A 19,907-nucleotide genomic window follows, 5' to 3' on the forward strand; every position below is an offset into this window, starting at 1 on the left:
TCCCCATCGTCGCCCGAGGGCGTGTTAGACTCGTCCCGATGCTCATCCTGTCGCGCGTCCTTGCGGTAGGCGTCCTGCTCGGCGCGTCTACGCTCTTTCTCGTGTCGTGCGACCGCGCCCCCGATGTTTCGTCGACGCCCCCGGCCACCCCTACGGCGGCCTCGACCGCGCCTTTGCCTTCCGCCTCCGCGCTCCCGCCGCTCGGCGGGGATGGGCTCGTGCGCCTCCCGCTCGAAGGGTTCTTGGATGCCGTGATCGCCGCGCCCATCGGGGCGACGTCGCCGCGGCCGATTCTGATTGGCGTGCATGGGTTGCGTGATCGCCCGGAATCGGCCTGCGGCGCGTTTCTCGGCGTGACGAAGGGACATCCGTTCCTCCTTTGCCCCCACGGCGTCCCCGAGCACGGAAACCCGGTGTACGGGTTCACGACGGCCGAGGCCCTGAAGCTCGAAATCGACGCGGGCCTGAAAGCGCTCCGCGCGCGCTTCGGGCCTCAGGTGGCCGAAGGGCCGATGATTTATGCAGGGGTTTCCATCGGCGCGATCCATGGCGTGTCCATCGTCGCGGACGATCCCGCGCGGTTTCCCGTCGCCCTCTTCGACGAGGGCGGGGGAAGCTACTGGACGGACGACCGCGCCTCTCGGTTCGCGCGCGGCGGAGGCAAGCGTGTCCTCTTCGTTTGCTCCACGGCGAACTGCGAAAGGGAGACGCAGTCCGCGCTCGAGAACCTGAAACGGGCGGGCGTCGAGGCGAAGATGATCTCTGCCGGGCACATCGGGCCTATCGTGGATGATCGCGTCGTCACCCTGATCCGCGGCTCCTGGCCTTGGCTCGTGCAAGATCGAACGGGGGCGCTCGGGCCCTGGTGAGCGAGCGGCGCGCCCCGATGCTCGTCCGGTCGCGCGTCCTCGCGATAAGCGTCCTGCTCGGCGCGCCTACGCTCCTGCTCGTGTCGTGCGACCGAGCCCCCGATGCTTCGTCGACGCCCACGGCCCCGCCTCCGACGGCGCCGCCCCCGCCGGCCTCGACCGCGCCTTTGCCTTCCGCCTCCACGCTCCCGCCGCTCGGCGGGGATTGGCTCGTGCGCCTCCCGCTCGAAGGGTTCCTGGATGCCGTGATCGCCGCGCCCATCGGGACGACGTCGCCGCGGCCGGTCCTGATTGGCGTGCATGGGTCGCGTGATCGCCCGGAATGGGCCTGCGGCGAGTTTCTCGGCGTGACGAAGGGACATCCGTTCCTCCTCTGCCCCCACGGCGTTCTCCACCACGCCGGGCCAGAGCCGCTCTATGGGTTCACGAACGCCGAGGCCCTGAAGCGCGAAATCGACGCGGGCCTGAAAGCGCTCCGCGCGCGCTTCGGGCCTTACGTGGTCGAAGCGCCGATGATTTATGGAGGGTTTTCCCGCGGCGCGTACCTCGGCGTGTCCATCGTCGCGGACGATCCCGCGCGTTTTCCCGTCGCCGTCTTCGGCGAGGGGGGGCAAAGCTCGTGGACCGACGACCGCGCCTCCCGGTTCGCGCGCGGCGGAGGCAAGCGTGTCCTCTTCGTTTGCTCCACGGCGAACTGCGAAAGGGAGACGCCGCCCGCGCTCGGGATCCTCAAACGAGCAGGGGTCGAGGCGAAGATGATCACCGCCGGGCACATCGGACATATCGTCGATGATCGCGTCGTCACCCTGATCCGCGGCTCCTGGCCTTGGCTCGTGCAGGATCGAACGGGGGCGCTCGGGCCCTGGTGAGCGAGCGGCGCGCGCAGCCCCTTCAACGGGCCTCCACCTTCGACGCCGGCAGCCGGACCGTGAATGCGCTGCCTTGACCCGCCCCCTCGCTCTCCGCCGTCACGGCCCCGCCGTGCATCTCGACGAGCTGCTTGACGAGCGTCAATCCCACCCCGAGCCCCCCTTGCGCACGGTCGATGGACACGTCGCCCTGCGTGAACAGATCGAAGATACGCGGCAGGAGCGCCGCGTTGATTCCCATTCCCGTATCCGTGATCCGCACGACCACGTCCTCTCCGCTTTGCGTGGCGGTGATGCCGATCTGCCCTCCCTGCGGGGTGAACTTCGCCGCGTTGTTGAGCAGGTTCGCGAAGACCTGCGTCAGCCGCGTGAGGTCCGCGCGCACGCGCGCCGGCGCCGGAGGCAATTGCACGACGAGCTTCTGCCGCCGCGCCTCCACAAGTGGACGCACCATTTCCACGGCCTGCGTCACGGCCACGCCGAGGTCGATGAGCTCGGGGTGGAGCATGATCTTCCCCTGGCTCACCCGTGACACATCGAGCAGGTCGTCGACCAGCCGCGACAACGTCATCACCTGACGCTCGATGATCATGCAGGCGTCCCGCACCCTCGTGTCCGAAAGCGAGGCCGTCTTGTATCGTACGATGGTCGCCGCGTTGAGGATCGGCGCCAGCGGATTGCGCAGCTCGTGGGCGAGCATGGCGAGGAATTCGTCCTTGCGCTGGTCCGCTTCCTGGAGTTCCAGTGTCCGCGTCCGGAGGCCCTCTTCCAGCGCTCTGCGTTCGCTGATGTCCTCCACGAGCCCGTCCACCACCGTCCGGCCATCCTCGACCCTCACGCGTTCGCTCACCCGCGCCCATACCCGCGAGCCGTCCGCCCGGCGCACCTCCAGATCCCGCTTCGCGGTAGCGCGCCCGCGCTCGGTCTCCCGGACCTTGTCCGCCTGTTCGGGCAGCGAAAGGAGGCATTCGATGCTCTCCGCCCGGGCCTCCTCCAGCGTGCTCCGGCCGAGGATCCGCAAAAACGCCGGATTGCACGAGAGAAGTTCGCCCTCGGGGGTGGCGCGAAACACCCCGACGTCGAGCGCGTCCGTGAGCTGCTGGAGGTCGGCCTCGACCTGGGTGAGCCGTCGCTTGGCCGTGGCTCGCTCGATCGCGTGCCGGACGGCGAGCGGCAGCCGGACCATTCGGTGGGGGCTCTTGGCCACGTAATCGTCGGCCCCGGCCTTCATGGCCTCGACCGCCACCTCCTCGTTCCCGCTGCCCGTGAACAGAACGACCGGGCAATCGGGCCACTGGCTCTTGACGAGCTGGAGGACCTGAATGCCGTCCGTCCATTGCATCATGTAATCGGTCACGACGGCGTCGTACCCGCCGCGGGCGAGCGCCCGTTCGAACCCGGCCCGATCGAAGACCTCGTCCGTCTCGAGCTCCGGAAACTCGTGCGAGAGGAGCCGGATGGCCATGAGGCGGTCGTCCGGGTTGTCGTCCAGGACGAGGAAACGCATGAGCTCAGGCGACCTCCGTGTCCGGCCGCCGATTGAGGATGAGCCAGTAGACCCCGAGCGCCTTCACCGCGTCGAGCAGCCCCTCGAAGCTGACGGGCTTGACCAGGTACGAATTGCACCCGAGGTCGTACGCTTTGCGGACGTCGGTGCTCTCCATCGACGACGTCAGCACGACGACCGGGATCCGCCGGAGCCCCGGCAGGCTCCGCAGCCATTCCAGGACCTCCAGCCCGGAGCGCCGCGGCAGCTTCAGGTCGAGCAGGATGAGCGCCGGCAGCGGGTGCTCCCTGCGATCGTCGTACGGCGGCCTCCCGGAGAGGTAATCGACGGCCGTGTCGCCGTTGTCCACGAAATGGAGCGGGTTCAAGAGCTGCGCTTTCTTGAAGGCGCGGCGAATCATGAGGACGTCGGTCGAGTCGTCCTCGACCACGAGCACGCCGAGGTCTTCGATGTTCATGCGTTCTCCTGCTTCGGCAGCTCGACCCAGAACCGGCTCCCTCCGCCCGGATTGGCCTCGACCCCGCACGATCCGCCCATTCGTTCGGCGCCCTTTCGAACGATGGCAAGGCCGATGCCGGTGCCCGGGTAGGCCTCCTGCGCGTGGAGACGCTCGAAGACCCGGAAGATGCGCTCTCGGTGCTCGGGCTCGACGCCGATGCCACGGTCTTCGACCCAGAGCCGGACGCGATCGCCGCGGTCCTCGGAGCGCACGTCCGCCACGGGCGTCTTGCCCGCTTCCGCGAATTTGATGGCATTGCCGAGCAGGTTCGTCACGACCTGTCCGAGCGTCGTCCGATGGGCGATCACCCGGCCGAGCGGCCACGCCACGCGCACCTCGGCCCCTCGCTCGCGGATCTCTGGGCGCATTTGCCCGAGAACGTCGGTCAGCACGGCATCCAAGTCGAGCGGATCGAGGCGAATCGCCTCCCGCGCCAGCCGGGCGTACGCGAGCAAATCCTTGATGAGGTCGTCCATCCGGACCGCGGCCGAAACGATGCGCTGCGTGTAGTCCCGGGCGTCGGGGGAGAGCTCGTCCGCATGATCCTCGACCAGCGCGTCGGCGAGGGAATGCATGTTGCGCACGGGGGCCCGGAGGTCGTGGGCGATCGTGTAGGAGAACGCCTCGAGCTCGGCATTCGCGTCGGAGAGCTCGCGGGTGCGTTCGTCCACCCGCTGTTCGAGCTCGGCATTGAGCCGGCGCACCTCCTCTTCCGCATGCTTTCGGTCCGTGACGTCGCGCGAGACCCCGACCAGGCCGACCACGGCCTCGCTTTCGTTCCGGAGCGGCGTCTTGATCGTCGAATAGGTCCGGACCGCGCCCGGCGGCCCGAACTCCTCCTCTTCCCGGATCTCCTGGCCGGTCGTGAAGACGCGCCGATCGAGCGCGGCGATATGGCGGCCCTGCGCGGGTTGCGGGGCAAAATCGGTGTCGCGGTGCCCGATCGCTTCTTCCTCGGTCCGCCCGAGGACGCGCAGCGTGGCCGGGTTCGCCAGCGTGAGCCGACCGGCGAGGTCTTTGGCGTAAATGAGGTCGCTCGTGGCGTCGGTGACGGCCCGCAAGAGCGCCTTTCGCTGCCGCAGCGCCTCCTCGGCCTCGGCCCGCTCCGTCACGTCCTGGAAGACGAACAGGGCGCGCAGCGGCTCCCCCTGCGCGTTGCGAACGATGGTCGCGGTCACCCGCACCTGGATTTCCCGACCGTCCTTGCGGACGTACCGTGTATCGCTCTCGAACATGGGGCATTCCCCCCGGACGGCCGCCTGGAATCGCCTCCAATCCGCGGCCCGGTTGTCCGGGTGCGTGAGCTCGGAGAACGTCATGTGCGCGAGCTCGTCCGCCGTGCACCCCGTGATTTCACTGAGCATGTGGTTCACGCGCAGGAATCGCCCGGTCGACAGCTCCACCTGGGCCTCGCCGACCCCGGCGCGCTCGAAGGCCTCCCGGAACTCCTCCTCGCTCGCCGCGAGCCGCCGCGCGGCCTCGTGCTCGGCCGTCCCGTCCTGGAACACGAGCACGACCCCGCGGATCCGGCCCGTATCGTCCAGGATGGGGGCCCCCGAATTCGAAATGGGGTATTCTTTCTCGTCGCGCGCGAGGAGCACCGTATGATTGGCGAGGCCCACCACGGAGCCGTCCCGCAAGACCCGCGTGACCGGGTCTTCCAGGGATTCTCGATCGGCCTCACCCACGACGCGGAACACGTCGCGGAGCGGCCGGTCGATGGCGTCTCCGGCGTTCCACCCCGTGAGCTTCTCCGCGGACGGGTTCATGAATGCGACACGCCCCGACTCGTCCGTGGCGATGACCCCGTCGCCGATGCTCCGGAGCGTGACCCGCAGCCATTCCTCGCTCGACTGCGCCTTTTGTTCTGCGACCTCGGCGCGGATGCGCGCGCGGTGGAGCGAATCCGTCAAGTAACTCAGACCCACGCCGGTGCATAGAAAGAGCACCAATTGCACCTGTCCCATGACGCTCGGGAGAACGAATTCGAACTTCGGGTGCAGGACGAAAAACGTGGACGAGAGGGCGGCCAAGACCACGGCGAAGAGCGCCGCCCGCAGCCCGCCGTACCAGGCCGCGGCCATGACGGCCAGGGTGAAGAGCAGGAAGGGAGACTGCTCCCCGAGCACGGGATCGAGCGCGAGCCGAATCGCCGTCACCACGGCGACGGCCGCGACGGCTACGCCATACCGTGCAAAGAGGCGTTTCCCCGTCCGCTCCGGGGGCGGCTTGGGGCTCGCGCTCGTCGTCGCGGGGGGCGACCAGACCGGCGCGCTCGTTCGGGCGTCGTACCACATTTCATAGCTGTACGTAGCCCTGCGTGAAGCGCTCGGTAGAGCATCGCGACGTCATTCACCGTCGATTCGGCTCGGCCGCCGGGCGTCGGGCGTGCCCATGACGCGGCGCTCGACGAAGACGAGGCCGATGCCCCAGACGAAGTAGAGCGCGACCGCGGTAAAGAACTGCCAGGCCGCGACGTGGAAGTCGCGCTGCACCAGCGTCACGAAGCCGATGACGGGCGGGGCGACGAGGAGCGGCAGGAAGAGGCCATAGTAGAAGCCGTAGACGCGGCGGTTGCGCGGGCGGTCGACGGGGAGGCGCTCGACGGTCTGGAGCGGGGTGGTCTGCCAGGTGACGACGAAGGGCAGGCCGCGCTGCTTCTCGGGGCCGAGGAAGCGCAGGCGCTCGCGACGGACCGGCGCGACCGGCAGGAAGGCGATGGTCAGCCAAAGGGTCATCATCAGGACGCCGCCGTGGCCGTGGTGGTGCGGGTCGAGGTAGCGCAGGCCGAAGCCATTGAAGCTGAAGGCGCTCTCGAAGAGGCCGGGGTTGGCGAGGGCATAACGCTCGAGGAAGCCGCGGGTCTCGGTGGTCTCGCTGCGCTGCGGGCGGGTCCGGCGCCAGGCCTGGAAGAGGCGGAGCGCGCCGAAGGACGAGAGGGCGATGAACACGGCCAGGCCGATGCACGTCGGTAGTGCGGTATCGTCGACGACCAACCTGCCGGCCGCGTACTCGACGGCGAGGCCGATGGCGGCGAAGCAGAGCGGGAAGGTGACGAAGAGGGCGAGGACGAGGCTCGCGAAGAGGCGCCACATGGGCGCACCCTACTCCAAACTCGCGTCAACGCGTGAAGTCGCCGTGGCCGGGGAGCTTTCGGCTCGGCGCCCTCGCGAAGCGCCCCACGCTCGCCACGACGCACCCCGCTGCTCGGTCACGAGTGCGTCGTGTCCCTCGGCCTGCGGCGCGCCTCCCTCACGAACCGCCCGCGCCGACCTTCCTCCGCAACGTCCACCCCGACGCAAAGGCCCCCGCCTCCCCGAGCGAAGGAGCCCGCCGACCGATCGAAGGACCCCGCGCACCGACGCCCGGACCCCGCGCACCGGTTTCCGGACGTCCCTCCCGACGGCCCCGCAGCCTACTCGCCCGTCGGAAGCGCCGCGCCCTGGGCCGCAGGCGTGACGGGCGCGGGCGGCGAGGGCGCCGCCGCGTCATCCTCGTCGTCCTTCTGCGACGCACGCTCGACGCGCAATTTCTAAAAATCCTTGTCGTTTCGCCCCACGGCATGCGCGAGGCTCCGGCGGAACGTCTGAATCTCTTTATCGAGCACGGCGCCGGTGGCGCGGCTCTCCTTGAGGAGCTTCTGGTAGGTCGCGTCCGCGGCTTCCGCCTCCGACCATTCTTTGTTCGCCGATGCGAGGGAGGGATGCAGCGCTTCGAGCGCCACGAATTTGTAGGCGAGCGGCTTGCCTTCTTCCGTGGTCGCCTCCTCCAGCACCTCGGCGAGCCGGCTCCCGTCCTCGATCACGTCATCGGGCACATCGGGCTTGTCGCCGAAGGTCGAAGGGTCGAACCCCGGGATATCGCGCGTGAGCAGGGGCAGCCAGCTCTGAGTATGGTGGAGCAGGGCGGCGACCGCGCCTTTGCCTTCGCGCATTTCCCGCCGCCAGGTGTTTTCGTATTTCGCGGCTGCGTCATAGGAGGCCACGAAGGCATCGACCTTCGCAGGCAGGGTCGGTCCACCATGGCCTCGTGAGCGAGTGGGGAATGGTGGGCGGTTCGCCGAGGACCTGGCGCCACGCCGCTCGCATCTGCCCGCGTGCAGCGAGCGGCTGCATGCGCCCGACGATTGCCGTGGAATGGTCGGCGTCGGAGCGTTTGCCTCGGGACGGGGAGGCGTCCAGGAAAGCCGACACCTTCGAGGCGCGAAGCGCCCTTCTCTCTTTGCAGTTCCCTGTCGACCCCCTCCTTGGACTGCCGCCCGCAGTTACCACCCTGGACGATGCGGATTCCGTGCTCCCCTCTTGCTCTCTGGACATGAGCGGCTGTGCCCCATCCCGTCGCGACTTGTCGAGTCCTGAGGGCGCGCGCGATCTGGTTCGATGTGAATTTCCACTGGCGCAGAAACGTTGTTTGGCTTCATACTTCCGGTTGATCACAACGAAGTCCTGCGGTAGCAACCGGCCCTCTTTAGGAGCACGGCTGGTGTGACCGTGTCGAGGAGTTCGTGATGACCGGACGATACGTGGTGGCATCGCTTCTGGCGATGTTGTGCGGATGTGGTGATCTGGATCGAAGGGATGCGTCGCCTGAGCTGATGGTGGACGACGGTGTGCAGACGGGTGTGGCCCAGCAGGCATTGATGGTGGCGCCACTCGACAAGAGGACGATTCCGATTCGCGCTGTCCACCTGGTGGATACAAATTGTGTCAACCGTCCATCGCCACGCGCAGCTTGCGGAGCATCGCCCATGCCCGGTGTGGCGGATACGTCTTGTTCCAGCCGCACGCTGACGCCGCCGACTTCGCCGACTCCGCCGCCGCCGGACTGGGAATGCCCCGTTGGAACTGGAATGCCAGCCGTTTGCATTGGGAGTACGGCGTGGCCCGATGCCGAAGATGAGCTCGAGGAGCGACTCCAGACCGTGAATGAGATTTACGCTGCCGCGGGGGTGACGTTCAAGAAGCGCTCCTTCACCACGATAGAGGCGCCAACCTTTTGGTGCACGAAGACGCCGGGTTCCCTGACCTGGGGTCAGGCAAAGCTCGAGGTGACGAATGCGTTCTCCGGCGTGGATGGGTTCCCGCTGATACCCGCGAATGCCTGGGCGGATGCTGTCGTCAAGACTGGCGTATCCGGGGGCAGTGATTGGTGGAAGGCCGTCGCTGCGACGTTCGCGCCGAGTGACGAGGTCATCGTCATCATTAGCGCCGGCGGCACCTCAGGTGATTTTCCGTCGGAAGGCAAAGTCGTGAATTTGGCTCGGGCTGACCTCGACAATGGCACCAATGTTCTTGCCCATGAATTGGGGCACTACGTGGGGCTCGAGCATACGTTCCTGGTGGGCAGCGGTTTGGACCCTGACACGGGGTACACCATGAAGTTGAGCAAGCGTTACGATGAGGTGTGGTACAACGACTTGCTGACGCCCAAGTTTTTCACGAGCCCGAGCGAGGCGGACGACCACGAACCGAATCTCCAGTTGATCGCCAATTCGTGTTCGTACGCAACCGACGGCACCTGCAACATCAGCTGTACACTCGGCGGAAATACGTACTATCCCGGGGATTCGCGAATCGATGCCATTGTACGCACGTCCCTGCCGGGCCTCATCGTAAGCGTCAACGTCATGGACTATCCGCCTCGAGGTGTATCCTGTCCGCGGCACATCTCTGCATCGCAGGCCGATGTCCTATGGTCGTTCCTCAACAAGGAGCCGCCCGTGACGTCGAGTTTCACGAACCGCGTCAGCACGCTTCCGACCGTGTTTACGTCCAGCATCTTTCCGGGCCTGTTCGGGGGCGCTCTCATCGCTGGTCGCTCCCGCCTCGGCCTCGTCCGCTCCATCTGGTCCAGCACGGCGAACTACTGCAAGGCCAGCACGGAGCGTCTCTACGTAGGAGACTTCAACAACGACGGCCGCTCGGACCTGCTCTGCAATCAACTCGACGACGGGGACATGCTCATCAACCGAGCGGAGACCAATGGAACCTTCAATGGATCCGATTGGATCAAAACGGCTCGTAATTTCTGCATTCAGTCGTGGGAGCACCTGTACGTCGGCGACTTCAACGGAGATGGCAGCGACGATCTGCTGTGCAACCAAGACGACGGCGACATGCTGATCGACTACAGCGAAGGAGCTGGAGTGTTCGAGGGGAGCAACTGGATTTCCTCGGGCCGGAACTTCTGCGTGGGTTCGGGCAAGCGCCTCTACATCGGCGACTTCAATGGCGATTATCACGACGATCTGCTGTGCAACCAGGACGACGGCGACATGATCGTCGACTTTGCCGACGCCGACGGAGAGTTCAACGTCGACGGGAACGAGTGGACGCAAGTCGATCGGAACTTCTGCGTTTCATCGAGCGAGCGTCTCTACATCGGCAAGTTCAACGACGATGATAAGGACGACCTCCTCTGTAACCAGAACGACGGCGAGATGCTCATCGACTATGCGAACACCTCGACTGCGCTGTTCCAGGGGAGCAACTGGGTACAAGACCTCGACTTCTGCCTGGGTTCCAGCGCCTCCTTGCATGTCGCCGACATCAATCGTGACGGTCGTGACGATCTGATCTGCCGAAACCAATCGACGGGCAAGATGGAAGTCGATCTCGTCGACGCGAGCGGACACTTCGCGGCGATCGAGTGGCGCGGGGAGCTCGATGGGTGGTGCAGCGGCTCGTCGGTCAAGCACGTCTTTTTCGGCGATACCGACAACCAGTACGGGGCAGACATCATCTGCAACGAGACCGATGGCACGTTGAGCGTGGCGAGCTTGCGCATGGAGCCCTGAGCTTCATCCTGGCCAGGAAGGCGGGCCCCCAAGCGGGGGCCCGCGCCGCCCGAGCGGAGGCGGGAGCGGGGGCGGGAGCGGGGGCGGGAGCGGGGGCGGGAGCGGGGGCGGGAGCGGGGGCGGGAGCGGAAGCGCGAGCGCGAGCGGAAGCGCAAACGCAAACGCAAACGCAAGCGCAAGCGCAAGCGCAAGCGCAAGCGCAAACGCAAACGCAAGCGGGACTCACGCGAGCGTCTTCAGGTGCTTCCGGGCGAGGTGCAGGCGGCTGTAGACGGTTTTCGCGTTGATGCCGAGCGAGGCGGCGATCTCCGGAATCGATTGGCCTTCCAGGTACGGCAGCACCGCGGCGCGGAGGCGGGAGCCGAGCTTCGCCAGGAATCGCTTGAGTCGGAACATGCCGTACGTCGCCTGCAAGAGCGTGTCCGGCGACGTCCCGTCCTCCTGCTCGGGGAGATCCTCCGCGAAACCAACGAGGACCTCACGCTCGTAGCGGAGGCGCTTTCGGTAATTGCGGGCATGGTTGAGCCCGATCACCAAGAGCCACGGACGGGCCTGCTCCGGCGTGACCAGGCACGAGAGGCGACGCCAGACCGTGAAGAAAATATCTTGGAGGACATCCTCCACGTCGCGGGGAGGGACCGCCTGGCCAAGAAGAAGGCGGCGCAGGAAAGCGTGGTGTTCGAGGTAAAGACGGCCGAGCAAGGCGTGCGACGCCGAAAAGTTTGCCGGCGGAGAATGGACGGGTATCGTGACCATTAGCTCATGGCTCCGGGTACGACGGGGTTGTGGGTCAGACGCCGGCCGGTGTGGGTAGCTCCGGTCGGCGTCGCTTGTTTGTCCCACGAACCAGAAGAAAACTCAACGGCGAAAGTGGGGATTGGTTCGTCGCCGGAGATGCCACGATCCGCCGGGAATGGTGCGAGGGGTGTTGGAATGGGGGCCTTGATCCTGCCTCACCCCCAACCCCTCTCCCGTTCCGGGAGAGGGGCGAGGGAGGTTTCTTCTTACGAAGCGCGGCGGTAGACGAGGCGGGCGAGGGTGGCGATGATGTGGTTCATGCGGTCCAGCACGTCGGGATGGGGGCTTTCGATGTAGCGCATGGCCTGGGCGACTTGGACGCAGGCCATCACCTCTCGCGCCGATCCGAGGGCTGTGGAATAGCGCTGCCGTTTGTGCCCGGCGAGGCAACCCATGCCTTCGGCCACGTTCAGCGCCACGCTCTGCACGGCCCGCCTCATCTGCCGAGCCAGGTCTCTATCCTTCCGCTCAATCCGATCCGCAATCCCTGCCGCGTCCCCTGCCATCACCAAAACGACATCATAAATCTTGAGCATAACGAACCCTCCGTCCGACGACCCATTCGCCGGGACCCTCGTCCCGCACCGTCGCGCGGAGGCCTCTTCAAGGCTGCGCAGCACCGCGCGGAGTCGCCCGGAGCGCGAAGCGCGAGGACGATGAGCACGGCTTGGCCTTGAAGAGGCCGAGCACGACGGTAAGCTCGCCGTCCCCGAGCGGGATCCCCTGCATCCCGTCCCCCCTCGCACGTGCGCTTGCGCTTGCGCTTGCGTTTGCGTTTGCGTTTGCGTTTGCGTTTGCGTTTGCGTTTGCGTTTGCGTTTGCGTTTGCGTTTGCGTTTGCGTTTGCGCTTGCGCTTGCGTTTGCGTTTGCGTTCCCGCCCCCGCTCCCGCCTCCGCCCCCGCCCCCGCTCCCGCTCCCGCCTCCGCAACGCCCTCGACGCTCCGAAACACACGCGCGCCGCTCCGCTTGGAGTATGGGATCGAGCTCGTCGCGGGCCTCAGCGTGTCAGGCCAAAATGCAGGTGAAGCGCTGGATGAAGCGGTACGGGATCGAGCCGGAGACATTCAAGAAATAGGGGTGCGAGCAGGATGCAACGGGTGCAACGGGTGCAACAGGGGGTGCAACCGGTGCAACCACCACGCAGCAGCCGGAAGCACGCGCGTTGCAGAGAGCAAGGCCACGAATCCTCGCGCCACGGCGCCCATTTGGGGTTGGCACGCCCGCTGCCATGGCTCCCCGCCATGCGCACTCTGCTTCTTCCGCTGCTCACCATTACCCTGGCCTCCCTGTCGCTCGTCGCCTGCGGCGGCGACGACACCCACCCCGATTCCGGCACCGGCGGCACCGGCGGCACCGGCGGCACCGGCGGTGCGGGCGGCACCGGCGGCACCGGCGGCACCGGCGGTGCGGGCGGCACCGGCGGCTCCGGCGGCGCGATGTCGGCTGATATCTTCGAGAAGCTCCAGGACATCGAGGGCCTCACGGTCACGGAGGAGGAGACCGAGATCCCTGGCTACCGCTATTTCGTGCTCACGATTGACCAGCCCGCGGATCACGACGCTCCCTCCGGCGCGCGCTTCGAGCAGCGCCTCGTCCTGCATCACCGCGACCCGGCCGCGCCCGTGGTGCTCGCCACCCAGGGCTACAACCTCTATCCGGAGTACCAGTGGCTCGACGAGCCCGCCGAGCTGCTCGCCGCCAACCAGGTCCGTGTCGAGCACCGCTTCTTCACCCCCTCCCGCCCGGAGCCCGCGGACTGGTCGCAACTCACCATCAAGCAGGCCGCCGCGGACCTGCACCACATTGTCGAGGTGATCCGGCCGCTCTACGAGGGTAAGTGGATCTCCACCGGCGGAAGCAAGGGCGGGATGACGTCCGTCTATCACCGCCGCTTCTATCCCGACGACGTGAACGGCACCGTCGCTTACGTCGCCCCGCACAACTTCGGCGACGCCGACCCGCGCTACCTCGACTTCGTGGCCCAGCGAGGCGACGCGGCCTGCCAGCAGGCCCTCCTCGACTTCCAGCGCGAGGTGCTGCTGCGCCGGCCGGAGATGCTGGCGCGCATGCAGACCCAGGCCGCGGACGCCGGCCTCACCTATGAGCTGCTCGGCGAGGATCAGGCCCTGGAAACCGCGGTGATCGAGTTCATCTTCAGCTTCTGGCAGTACGGCGACGAAAGCCACTGCGCCGAGATCCCGCCCACCTCGGCGAGCGACGACGAGGTGTGGTCGTTCTTCGACCTGGTCTGCGGCCCCTCGTTATGGTCCGACGAGGCCACCCTCGCCTACGAGCCGTACTATTGGCAGGCGGCGGTGCAGCTCGGCTATCCGGGCTACGCCGAGGTGAACGTCGCTGATTTGCTCCTCTACCCTGGCTTTGACGTGGCCGCCTCGTACACGCTGCCCGGACCCGGCAAGAACCCGATCCTGGACCCCCAGGCGATGCAGGACGTCTCTGCGTGGCTCACCACCGAGGGCGAGCGGATGATGTTCATCTACGGCGAGAACGATCCGTACACCGCCGCCGCCTTCGATCTCGGGGGCGCGCAGGACTCGTACCGCTTCTTCGAGCCGGCGGGGAACCACAGCGCGTCCATCGGCGGGCTGCCGCAGGCCGACCTGGAGGCGGCGCTCGCCGCGCTGGAAGCCTGGACGGGCGTCACCCCGGTCCAGAATGCGCACGCGCTGGCGGCGTACCCGTCGACGCCCCGCTGGATGCCGTCCCAAAGCCGGCGCCGGATGCGCTGATCCCGCGCTTGCCAGCTCGTTCTGAAACTCCCGCCCCCGCTCCCGCCCCCGCTCATTCCTTCCCTGCGAATGCCGCACACGCCGCCGACGATCTCTCCTGTACGCGCGGGTGTGCCAGACGGCGCCTGACGCGGCGACCTGTACGCAATCCGCTCCGCCGCACCAGGCGGCGCGTGGTTCTGTACGGGTCACCTGCCCCCGTGAGCCGCCAACATCAGCCGAGCACCGAGAGTACGATCGCCGAGGGGCGCGCTGGATCGTGATGCACCGTCTGGTCCGCGGGGACGAGCTGCGTCGCGGTGGCGAGCGGCTCGTCGCTGCCGGGATTGCGGGCGAAGCGCGGGTGCGCGCCGCTCGAGACCTGCAGGCGAATGCGGTGGCCGCGGCGGAAGCGGTGCGCGGTGGGCCAGAGTTCGACGGTGATCGCCAGCGTCCCGTCGGGCCTCGGCGCGGGACGGCCGGGGATGAGGCGCAGGATGCCGTCGCAGAGATTCACGGATCGGCCGGAAGGATCGACGTCGCAAAGGCGGACGAAGAAATCGGTGTGCGCGAGGCTCGATTGCACGAAGAGCTCGGCTGATACGGGGCCGATCACCTCGATGTGGCGGTCGAGCGGGGGGGTCGTGTAGGTCAATACGTCGCGCCGCGCTTCGAGGGCGCGGTTGTCCTGGGGTCCGCTCTCTTCATTGAGCAGGGCGCCGCCCACGGACGGGGTGGGGTCGGCGGGATCGTAGCGGTAATGGTCGGGCGACGAGACCGCGGGGGGATTCGGGGCGAGGCCGCGGTTCGGCTGGAGATGATAACGCTCGGTGCGGACGCCGGGCGGGGGCCAGCTCGGGTATTCACGCCATTCGTCTGCGCCCATCACGTAAATGCGCACGGGCGCTTCGCGCAAGCGGCTGCGATCGCCGAGCATGTGCGCGCGGAACCAGGCGAGCGACTCGCGAATGCTCTCCTTGAAGAGGGGCCTCGACGTATGGGACCAGGGGCCGATGGTGAGGTACGGCGTCTGGCCCGCCGCGACGAGCGCGGCGTAATCCCGGAGCTGCCAGGGCAGGAAGACATCGTAGAAGCCGCCGATGAAAAGCGCGGGCGCGGTCACCTCGGCCACGGCGGCGCTATGGTTCGCCGGCGTCCACCACGGATCGCCCGGGGCGTTGTGCTCGAGCCAGTCCTGGAAAAAACCGACCCGATGACCGAGGACCACCCGATCCGCATCGGCGAGCGGCAGGTGCGCGAAGGCTCGTTTGAACGAGCGGCGCGCGGCGAACCGGGCAAGAAGATGCTCGTGGAGGGGTTTTTCCTGGATATGGACGAGGTGTGTCCAGCGGAGCATGGCATCCAGCGAGAAAGTCTCGCCGGGATATTTGAAGTCGCGGAAATTGGAGAGCGTGATCTGGGGCGACATGGCCTTGAGCATGGAGCCCGCGTCGCGGGCGATCGCCCATTGCACGAAGCCGAGGTAGCTCGGTCCGAAGGTGGCGATCTCGCCCGAGAACCAGGGCTGCTCTTTCAGCCAGGCGAGGGTGGCGAGGCCGTCGTCCTTTTCGGTGCGGAAGGGGTCGAGCACGCCGCCGGAGCCGAAGGTGCCGCGGCAGCTCTGGACCAGGACCGAGAAGCCGCGCTCGGCGAAGGGCCGGCCGAGCATCACGCCGAGAGGGCCCGTGCGCCCATAGGGGGAGCGGACGAGGATGAGCGGGCGTTTTTTATCGTCGCGCGGAGCATGCCGATCGGCGAGGAGGACCGTGCCGTCGGGCATGGGCACCCGGAGATCACGCTCCACGACGATGTCGCGCGTCTCGGCGGGCGGCAGGTCGAGGAGCCATTCGAGGAGGTGGCTCGGGAGTGTCTTGAGGTCGTTCACGTCTCTCATGGAGACGCAGGGACGGGGAGAACGCAAGGCCATGGCTAGATTCGTTCGACGAGCCTCACGGGTAGGCTCGGTACGGCGCGTGCAACCCACTCGGCCATGCGAACACATCGCGCACCGATACGCGATTTCTCCAGGCGATGGGCGTTCACCGTGGCCGCAGCCGCGTCTTTGCTGCTCGGCGGACATCTCTCGCGCGCGGAGCCCGCGGGCGCCTACGCGCACTGGCACGAGGCCACGCAGATCCTGGTGCATAGGCCCGGAGAGGAGGTGTTTCCAGGGCTCCTCCACCCCGCCGCGGCCCTGTTCGCGGATACCTTCAGCCTCGAGGGCGCGGCTCGGGAGCACCAGCAATTCGTGGCGACGCTGGAGACGCAAGGCGTGGACGAGGTGATCCACGTGGTCGACGTCCTGCTCGCCGGCACCGAGGATCCGGATGGGGAGGCTCGCCGGGCGCTCGCGAATCTTGCGAAACGAATGACGACCCTGGACGTCTCCAGCCTCGGCCCCGCGGATCGAGAAGCACAGCGGGCCTATTTCGAAGAGACCGTCGCGAAGATGGCCCCTGGGACGCTGGTACGAATGGTCCTCGAGCGCCCCACCGTGGTATTGGGGTACGGCCAATGCGGGGCCACCGAGCCGCGCACCTGCATCGTGGCCGAGTATCGCCAGAACCCCTTGATGAACCTCTACTTCGCGCGGGATCAGATGGTGACCACGGCCCGCGGCGTGGTGCTCGGCCGGATGGCAAACCCGCAGCGGGCCGCGGAGCGCGAGGTCATGAAATTCGTCCTCGCCAAGATGGGCATCGAGCCCATCTACGAGATCAGCCCGGACGCACGCATGGAGGGAGGGGATTTCTTCCCGGCCGGCGAGCGCGCGTTCATTGGCCAGGGGCTGCGGACCAACGCGGCGGCGATCCGAGAAATGCTGGATCACGATGTCTTCGGCACGCCCGAGGTGATCGTCGTGAAGGACGCGTGGCAAGACCCCCGTGAAATGCACCTGGACACCTATTTCAACCTCCTCGACGCCGATCTCGCCTTGCTCGTGGCCGATCGCGACGTGCCCGACTGCGACGTGCACCAGCACGTGAAATGCCTGAAGGCCGACGTGTGGACCCGCAACGCGCAGGGCACCTACGACCTTGCACGCGAGAATGCAGACTTCGTGGGATTCCTAGGGGAGAAAGGGTTCCGCGTGATTCCCGTGTCCGTGGCGGATCAGGAGGCGTACGGAATCAATGTCCTCACCATCGGCCCGCGGCGTATCGTCGGCGCTGACGGCGTCAGCGAGGCGTACAAGCGTGCCCTCGCCGCGTCCTCCGTGCAGGCAACCTGGGTGCGCTTCGACAACCTCAAGCGTGGTTATGGCTCCGCAGATTGCATCAGCCAGGTGCTCCGCCGGCGACCGCCGAAGTGATGGCGCGCCGTGACGCGCGGCGCTTGCCGGCGCGACCGTGTGCCCGAGCGCGGCGCGTGGGTGATCGCGTTGCCTACCCCCCGCCCCTACGGCGTGCCAAGCTCGAAGAAATTACGGATTCGATTGAAGATATCCCGCTCCGCCTTCACGACCGACGGCCCCGCCTCGTTCACCGTATCAATCCCCTGCCGCGCAGCCCGCAACTCCTCCGCCCGCTGCGCGAGCACCCCGGCGAGCTCCCGTGCGAGCTCGGGCCGCTTCTCGATCACCCGCTGAAACGGCCCCTTCTCAAGCCGGAAGCACTCCACATCCGTCTCCGCGACCACAGTCGCAAGCCGCGGCGACCCCGTCAGCAACGACATCTCCCCAAAAAAGCTCCCGGGCCCGAGCTTCTTCACCGGCAACTCCCGCCCATTCTCGGTGACACGCACGAGCGCCGTCCCGTCCTCGATCAGATGCACACAATGATGCTCGGCATCCCCCTGGTGCGCGATGATCTCCCCACGCGTGAACGGCGCATACTTGAGCTGCTCCGCAAGCTCGGTCCGCTCCGCATCCGAGAGCGCCTGGAACAACGGCACCATTTCGATCAAATGCTTCCGCCTCGAAAGACGCTTCGCCGTCTTCTGCGCCGCGCGGCTCGCCTCCTCGGTCACCAGAACCGACGCCGCCGGAATGGCGAGATGCATCCCCGCGCGCTCCAGCGCGAAAAAGATACGCGTCCGGACATCGGAATCCGTCAACGCATCCATGTCGAGGTCCGTCAACCAGTACCGCAACGCATACCGCCCGTACGAGTCGCCGAGGTCGACGAGCACGCAGCTCGGCGCGGGCTCCTCCGCGACATTCGGCACCTTGGCGTCTTTCACGGCGTCCCGCACCACGTCGATCACGTCCGAGGGCTGGTACCGGAAATCCACATTGAAATGGATCACGCGGCGCAAGTGCGCGGGTTTGCCCTGGCGGCGACCGAACACGGTCACCTGGGATCGCATGAGCACGTTGTTCGGCACGAGCACCGTCTCCCCGTTGCCTGTCTCGATCACCGTGCATCGCCACCGGATCTCTGCGACGCGCCCGCTCACGTCGTTCACCTTGATGCGGTCGCCGACCTCGATGGAGCTGTCGAGCTGGAGCGCGAGCCCGCCGGCGACGTTGCCGATGACGTCCTGCAACGAGAAGCCGAGGATCGCCGTGATCACGGCGCTCGTGGCGATGAGGCCCGAGAGGTTGATGCCCGCGCGGCTCGTGATGCTCACTGCTGTGACGACCGAAAAGATCGCCACCATCACGTCCTCGACGATGCGCGGCGCGCGCAGGCGCAGGCGCGGGAGAATGACGTGGAAGAGCAGCACGGCCGCCGCGCCCACGAACGCGACGCCGCCGAACACGGCCGCCGGGATCCGGATCTCGTCCACGAACGACGAGCCCGTCACCACGAGCGCCGCCGCTCCGAGGAGCGCGAGCACGTGCATCGACAAGAAGAAGCCGAGCGGCCGGAGCCGCGGCTCGCTCGACATGTCGAGCCGGCTCGCGATGAGCGCCATCACGAGCGCCGTGAGGAGCCAGAACGTGTGCGCGAGGAGCGCTTCCTTCCAGAGCGCGTAGAGGAAAGCCACGGGCGCACCCTACCAGCTCGCCGCTAAGCTCGCTGCTGCGCTCGATGTCGCTCCTCGCCTCCTCCCTCACCGTGCGCCTCTCGGGCCGCACGCTCCTGCACCGCGCTTCCCTCGAAGCGCGCGCCGGCGAGGTCGTCGCCGTCTTCGGTCCGAGCGGCGCCGGCAAGACCACGTTGTTCCGCGTGCTCGTCGGCGAGCTCGTCCCGCTCGAAGGAAAGGTCGTCCTCGCCGGCGAAGACGTCACGCGCTTGCCGCTGTACGAGCGCGCGCGCCGCGGCCTCGGCTACGTCCCGCAGACGCCGAGCGTCCTTCCCGATCTCTCGGTGCGCGACAACCTCGCCGTCTTCGAAAACCTCACCCGCCGCGCGCGCCCGTCCGATGCGCAGGGCGCGCTCGGGATCGCGCGCGAGCTCGGGCTCGACGGCCTGCTCGACATGCAGGCCGCGCGTCTCTCCGGCGGCGAGCGGCGGCGCCTCGAGATCACACGAGCGCTCACGGCCGCGCCCCGCGTCCTCGTTTGTGACGAGCCGTTCGCGGCCGTCGATCCGCTCGGCGCGACGCGGGTCGCCGAGCGCCTACGTGCCCTCGCCGACACGGGCGCCGCGGTCCTCGTCTCCGATCATCACGTCGACGCGGCGCTCTCCCTCTGCGACCGCGCCGTCCTCCTCCTCGACGGAGAGATCGCGCTCGAAGCTTCCCCCGAGGGGTTTCGTGCTCATCCGCTCGTGCAGTCTCGTTATGTCGCGACTTGACGACGGAAGCGTGCGTCAAGGGATTGTCCGGGCGGCATCGCGGGTTGCATCGAAGACATGCAGCGTCTCGGCAGCTCGATGAAAACGAGGCGTGGCCCGGCAAACGTAGCGGTCATGCAAGCTTCCACCGGATCGAGGTCCGGCATCGTTGCGACG

At 67.2% G+C, this 19,907-nt stretch carries 15 protein-coding genes; 6 read left to right on the forward strand and 9 right to left on the reverse strand.

The window, feature by feature from the left end:
- Positions 1-38 precede the first annotated feature (38 nt).
- Both QHF89_RS25000 and QHF89_RS25005 read left to right on the forward strand, forming a co-directional pair.
- The gene (locus QHF89_RS25000) at positions 39-869 is read left to right on the forward strand and encodes a hypothetical protein (RefSeq protein ID WP_136967852.1); all 831 of its coding nucleotides are present in this window, start codon (positions 39-41) and stop codon (positions 867-869) included.
- Positions 866-1,738: a hypothetical protein gene (locus QHF89_RS25005; RefSeq protein WP_136967853.1), complete on the forward strand. Its 873-nt coding sequence runs from the start codon at positions 866-868 to the stop codon at positions 1,736-1,738. The genes QHF89_RS25000 and QHF89_RS25005 overlap by 4 nt, the downstream gene beginning before the upstream one ends.
- Positions 1,739-1,760: 22 nt before the next feature.
- Here QHF89_RS25005 and QHF89_RS25010 read toward each other — a convergent pair whose 3' ends face one another.
- The 5 genes from QHF89_RS25010 to QHF89_RS25030 all read right to left on the reverse strand — a co-directional run bounded on the left by QHF89_RS25010 (position 1,761) and on the right by QHF89_RS25030 (position 7,729).
- The gene (locus tag QHF89_RS25010; RefSeq protein WP_136967854.1) at positions 1,761-3,245 is read right to left on the reverse strand and encodes a sensor histidine kinase; all 1,485 of its coding nucleotides are present in this window, start codon (positions 3,243-3,245) and stop codon (positions 1,761-1,763) included.
- 4 nt (positions 3,246-3,249) lie between these two features.
- Complete coding sequence (locus QHF89_RS25015; RefSeq protein ID WP_136967855.1) at positions 3,250-3,702, reverse strand: response regulator; 453 nt, start codon at positions 3,700-3,702, stop codon at positions 3,250-3,252.
- Positions 3,699-6,041 (reverse strand): PAS domain S-box protein, encoded by a 2,343-nt coding sequence (locus QHF89_RS25020; RefSeq protein WP_136967856.1) that lies wholly within the window; start codon positions 6,039-6,041, stop codon positions 3,699-3,701. Before QHF89_RS25020 ends, QHF89_RS25015 begins: the two co-directional genes overlap by 4 nt.
- A gap of 51 nt (positions 6,042-6,092) precedes the next feature.
- Positions 6,093-6,839, reverse strand: coding sequence for a hypothetical protein (locus tag QHF89_RS25025; protein ID WP_136967857.1), 747 nt, complete (start codon positions 6,837-6,839; stop codon positions 6,093-6,095).
- Between the two features lie 437 nt (positions 6,840-7,276).
- The gene (locus QHF89_RS25030; RefSeq protein WP_136967858.1) at positions 7,277-7,729 is read right to left on the reverse strand and encodes a hypothetical protein; all 453 of its coding nucleotides are present in this window, start codon (positions 7,727-7,729) and stop codon (positions 7,277-7,279) included.
- 522 nt (positions 7,730-8,251) lie between these two features.
- Here QHF89_RS25030 and QHF89_RS25035 point away from each other — a divergent pair.
- The gene (locus QHF89_RS25035) at positions 8,252-10,540 is read left to right on the forward strand and encodes an FG-GAP repeat domain-containing protein (RefSeq protein ID WP_136967859.1); all 2,289 of its coding nucleotides are present in this window, start codon (positions 8,252-8,254) and stop codon (positions 10,538-10,540) included.
- Between the two features lie 222 nt (positions 10,541-10,762).
- Here the strand turns inward: QHF89_RS25035 and QHF89_RS25040 are convergent, their stop codons facing one another.
- Both QHF89_RS25040 and QHF89_RS25045 read right to left on the reverse strand, forming a co-directional pair.
- On the reverse strand, positions 10,763-11,296 hold the full coding sequence (locus QHF89_RS25040) for an RNA polymerase sigma factor (protein ID WP_136967860.1): 534 nt from the start codon (positions 11,294-11,296) through the stop codon (positions 10,763-10,765).
- 248 nt (positions 11,297-11,544) lie between these two features.
- On the reverse strand, positions 11,545-11,874 hold the full coding sequence (locus QHF89_RS25045; RefSeq protein WP_136967861.1) for a four helix bundle protein: 330 nt from the start codon (positions 11,872-11,874) through the stop codon (positions 11,545-11,547).
- A 705-nt stretch (positions 11,875-12,579) separates the two neighbouring features.
- Here QHF89_RS25045 and QHF89_RS25050 point away from each other — a divergent pair.
- The gene (locus QHF89_RS25050; protein WP_284720912.1) at positions 12,580-14,088 is read left to right on the forward strand and encodes a S28 family serine protease; all 1,509 of its coding nucleotides are present in this window, start codon (positions 12,580-12,582) and stop codon (positions 14,086-14,088) included.
- A gap of 214 nt (positions 14,089-14,302) precedes the next feature.
- Here QHF89_RS25050 and QHF89_RS25055 read toward each other — a convergent pair whose 3' ends face one another.
- A complete protein-coding gene (locus tag QHF89_RS25055; RefSeq protein ID WP_136967915.1) occupies positions 14,303-15,847 on the reverse strand; it encodes a CocE/NonD family hydrolase in 1,545 nt (514 codons plus the stop codon).
- A gap of 210 nt (positions 15,848-16,057) precedes the next feature.
- Here QHF89_RS25055 and QHF89_RS25060 point away from each other — a divergent pair, with 210 nt between their 5' ends.
- Complete coding sequence (locus QHF89_RS25060) at positions 16,058-17,380, forward strand: arginine deiminase family protein (RefSeq protein WP_136967863.1); 1,323 nt, start codon at positions 16,058-16,060, stop codon at positions 17,378-17,380.
- Positions 17,381-17,466: 86 nt separating this feature from the next.
- On the opposite strand, the gene QHF89_RS25065 is transcribed toward QHF89_RS25060, so the two are convergent.
- A complete protein-coding gene (locus QHF89_RS25065; protein WP_136967864.1) occupies positions 17,467-18,999 on the reverse strand; it encodes a cyclic nucleotide-binding domain-containing protein in 1,533 nt (510 codons plus the stop codon).
- A 44-nt stretch (positions 19,000-19,043) separates the two neighbouring features.
- Here QHF89_RS25065 and QHF89_RS25070 point away from each other — a divergent pair, with 44 nt between their 5' ends.
- Positions 19,044-19,751, forward strand: a complete 708-nt coding sequence (locus QHF89_RS25070) for an ATP-binding cassette domain-containing protein (RefSeq protein ID WP_136967865.1) — start codon at positions 19,044-19,046, stop codon at positions 19,749-19,751.
- The last annotated feature ends 156 nt before the right edge of the window (positions 19,752-19,907 follow it).

This window comes from Polyangium sorediatum (assembly GCF_029946465.1).
GTDB lineage: Bacteria > Myxococcota_A > Polyangia > Polyangiales > Polyangiaceae > Polyangium > Polyangium fumosum.

Excerpts from the sequence above, each read along its gene's own strand:
- QHF89_RS25020 (WP_136967856.1), bottom strand. The coding sequence starts at position 6,041 with ATGTGGTACGACGCCCGAACGAGCGCGCCGGTCTGGTCGCCCCCCGCG.
- QHF89_RS25070 (WP_136967865.1), top strand. The coding sequence starts at position 19,044 with ATGTCGCTCCTCGCCTCCTCCCTCACCGTGCGCCTCTCGGGCCGCACG.
- QHF89_RS25035 (WP_136967859.1), top strand. The coding sequence starts at position 8,252 with ATGACCGGACGATACGTGGTGGCATCGCTTCTGGCGATGTTGTGCGGA.
- QHF89_RS25015 (WP_136967855.1), bottom strand. The coding sequence starts at position 3,702 with ATGAACATCGAAGACCTCGGCGTGCTCGTGGTCGAGGACGACTCGACC.
- QHF89_RS25040 (WP_136967860.1), bottom strand. The coding sequence starts at position 11,296 with ATGGTCACGATACCCGTCCATTCTCCGCCGGCAAACTTTTCGGCGTCG.
- QHF89_RS25010 (WP_136967854.1), bottom strand. The coding sequence starts at position 3,245 with ATGCGTTTCCTCGTCCTGGACGACAACCCGGACGACCGCCTCATGGCC.
- QHF89_RS25060 (WP_136967863.1), top strand. The coding sequence starts at position 16,058 with ATGCGAACACATCGCGCACCGATACGCGATTTCTCCAGGCGATGGGCG.
- QHF89_RS25000 (WP_136967852.1), top strand. The coding sequence starts at position 39 with ATGCTCATCCTGTCGCGCGTCCTTGCGGTAGGCGTCCTGCTCGGCGCG.
- QHF89_RS25025 (WP_136967857.1), bottom strand. The coding sequence starts at position 6,839 with ATGTGGCGCCTCTTCGCGAGCCTCGTCCTCGCCCTCTTCGTCACCTTC.
- QHF89_RS25045 (WP_136967861.1), bottom strand. The coding sequence starts at position 11,874 with ATGCTCAAGATTTATGATGTCGTTTTGGTGATGGCAGGGGACGCGGCA.
- QHF89_RS25055 (WP_136967915.1), bottom strand. The coding sequence starts at position 15,847 with ATGCCCGACGGCACGGTCCTCCTCGCCGATCGGCATGCTCCGCGCGAC.
- QHF89_RS25050 (WP_284720912.1), top strand. The coding sequence starts at position 12,580 with ATGCGCACTCTGCTTCTTCCGCTGCTCACCATTACCCTGGCCTCCCTG.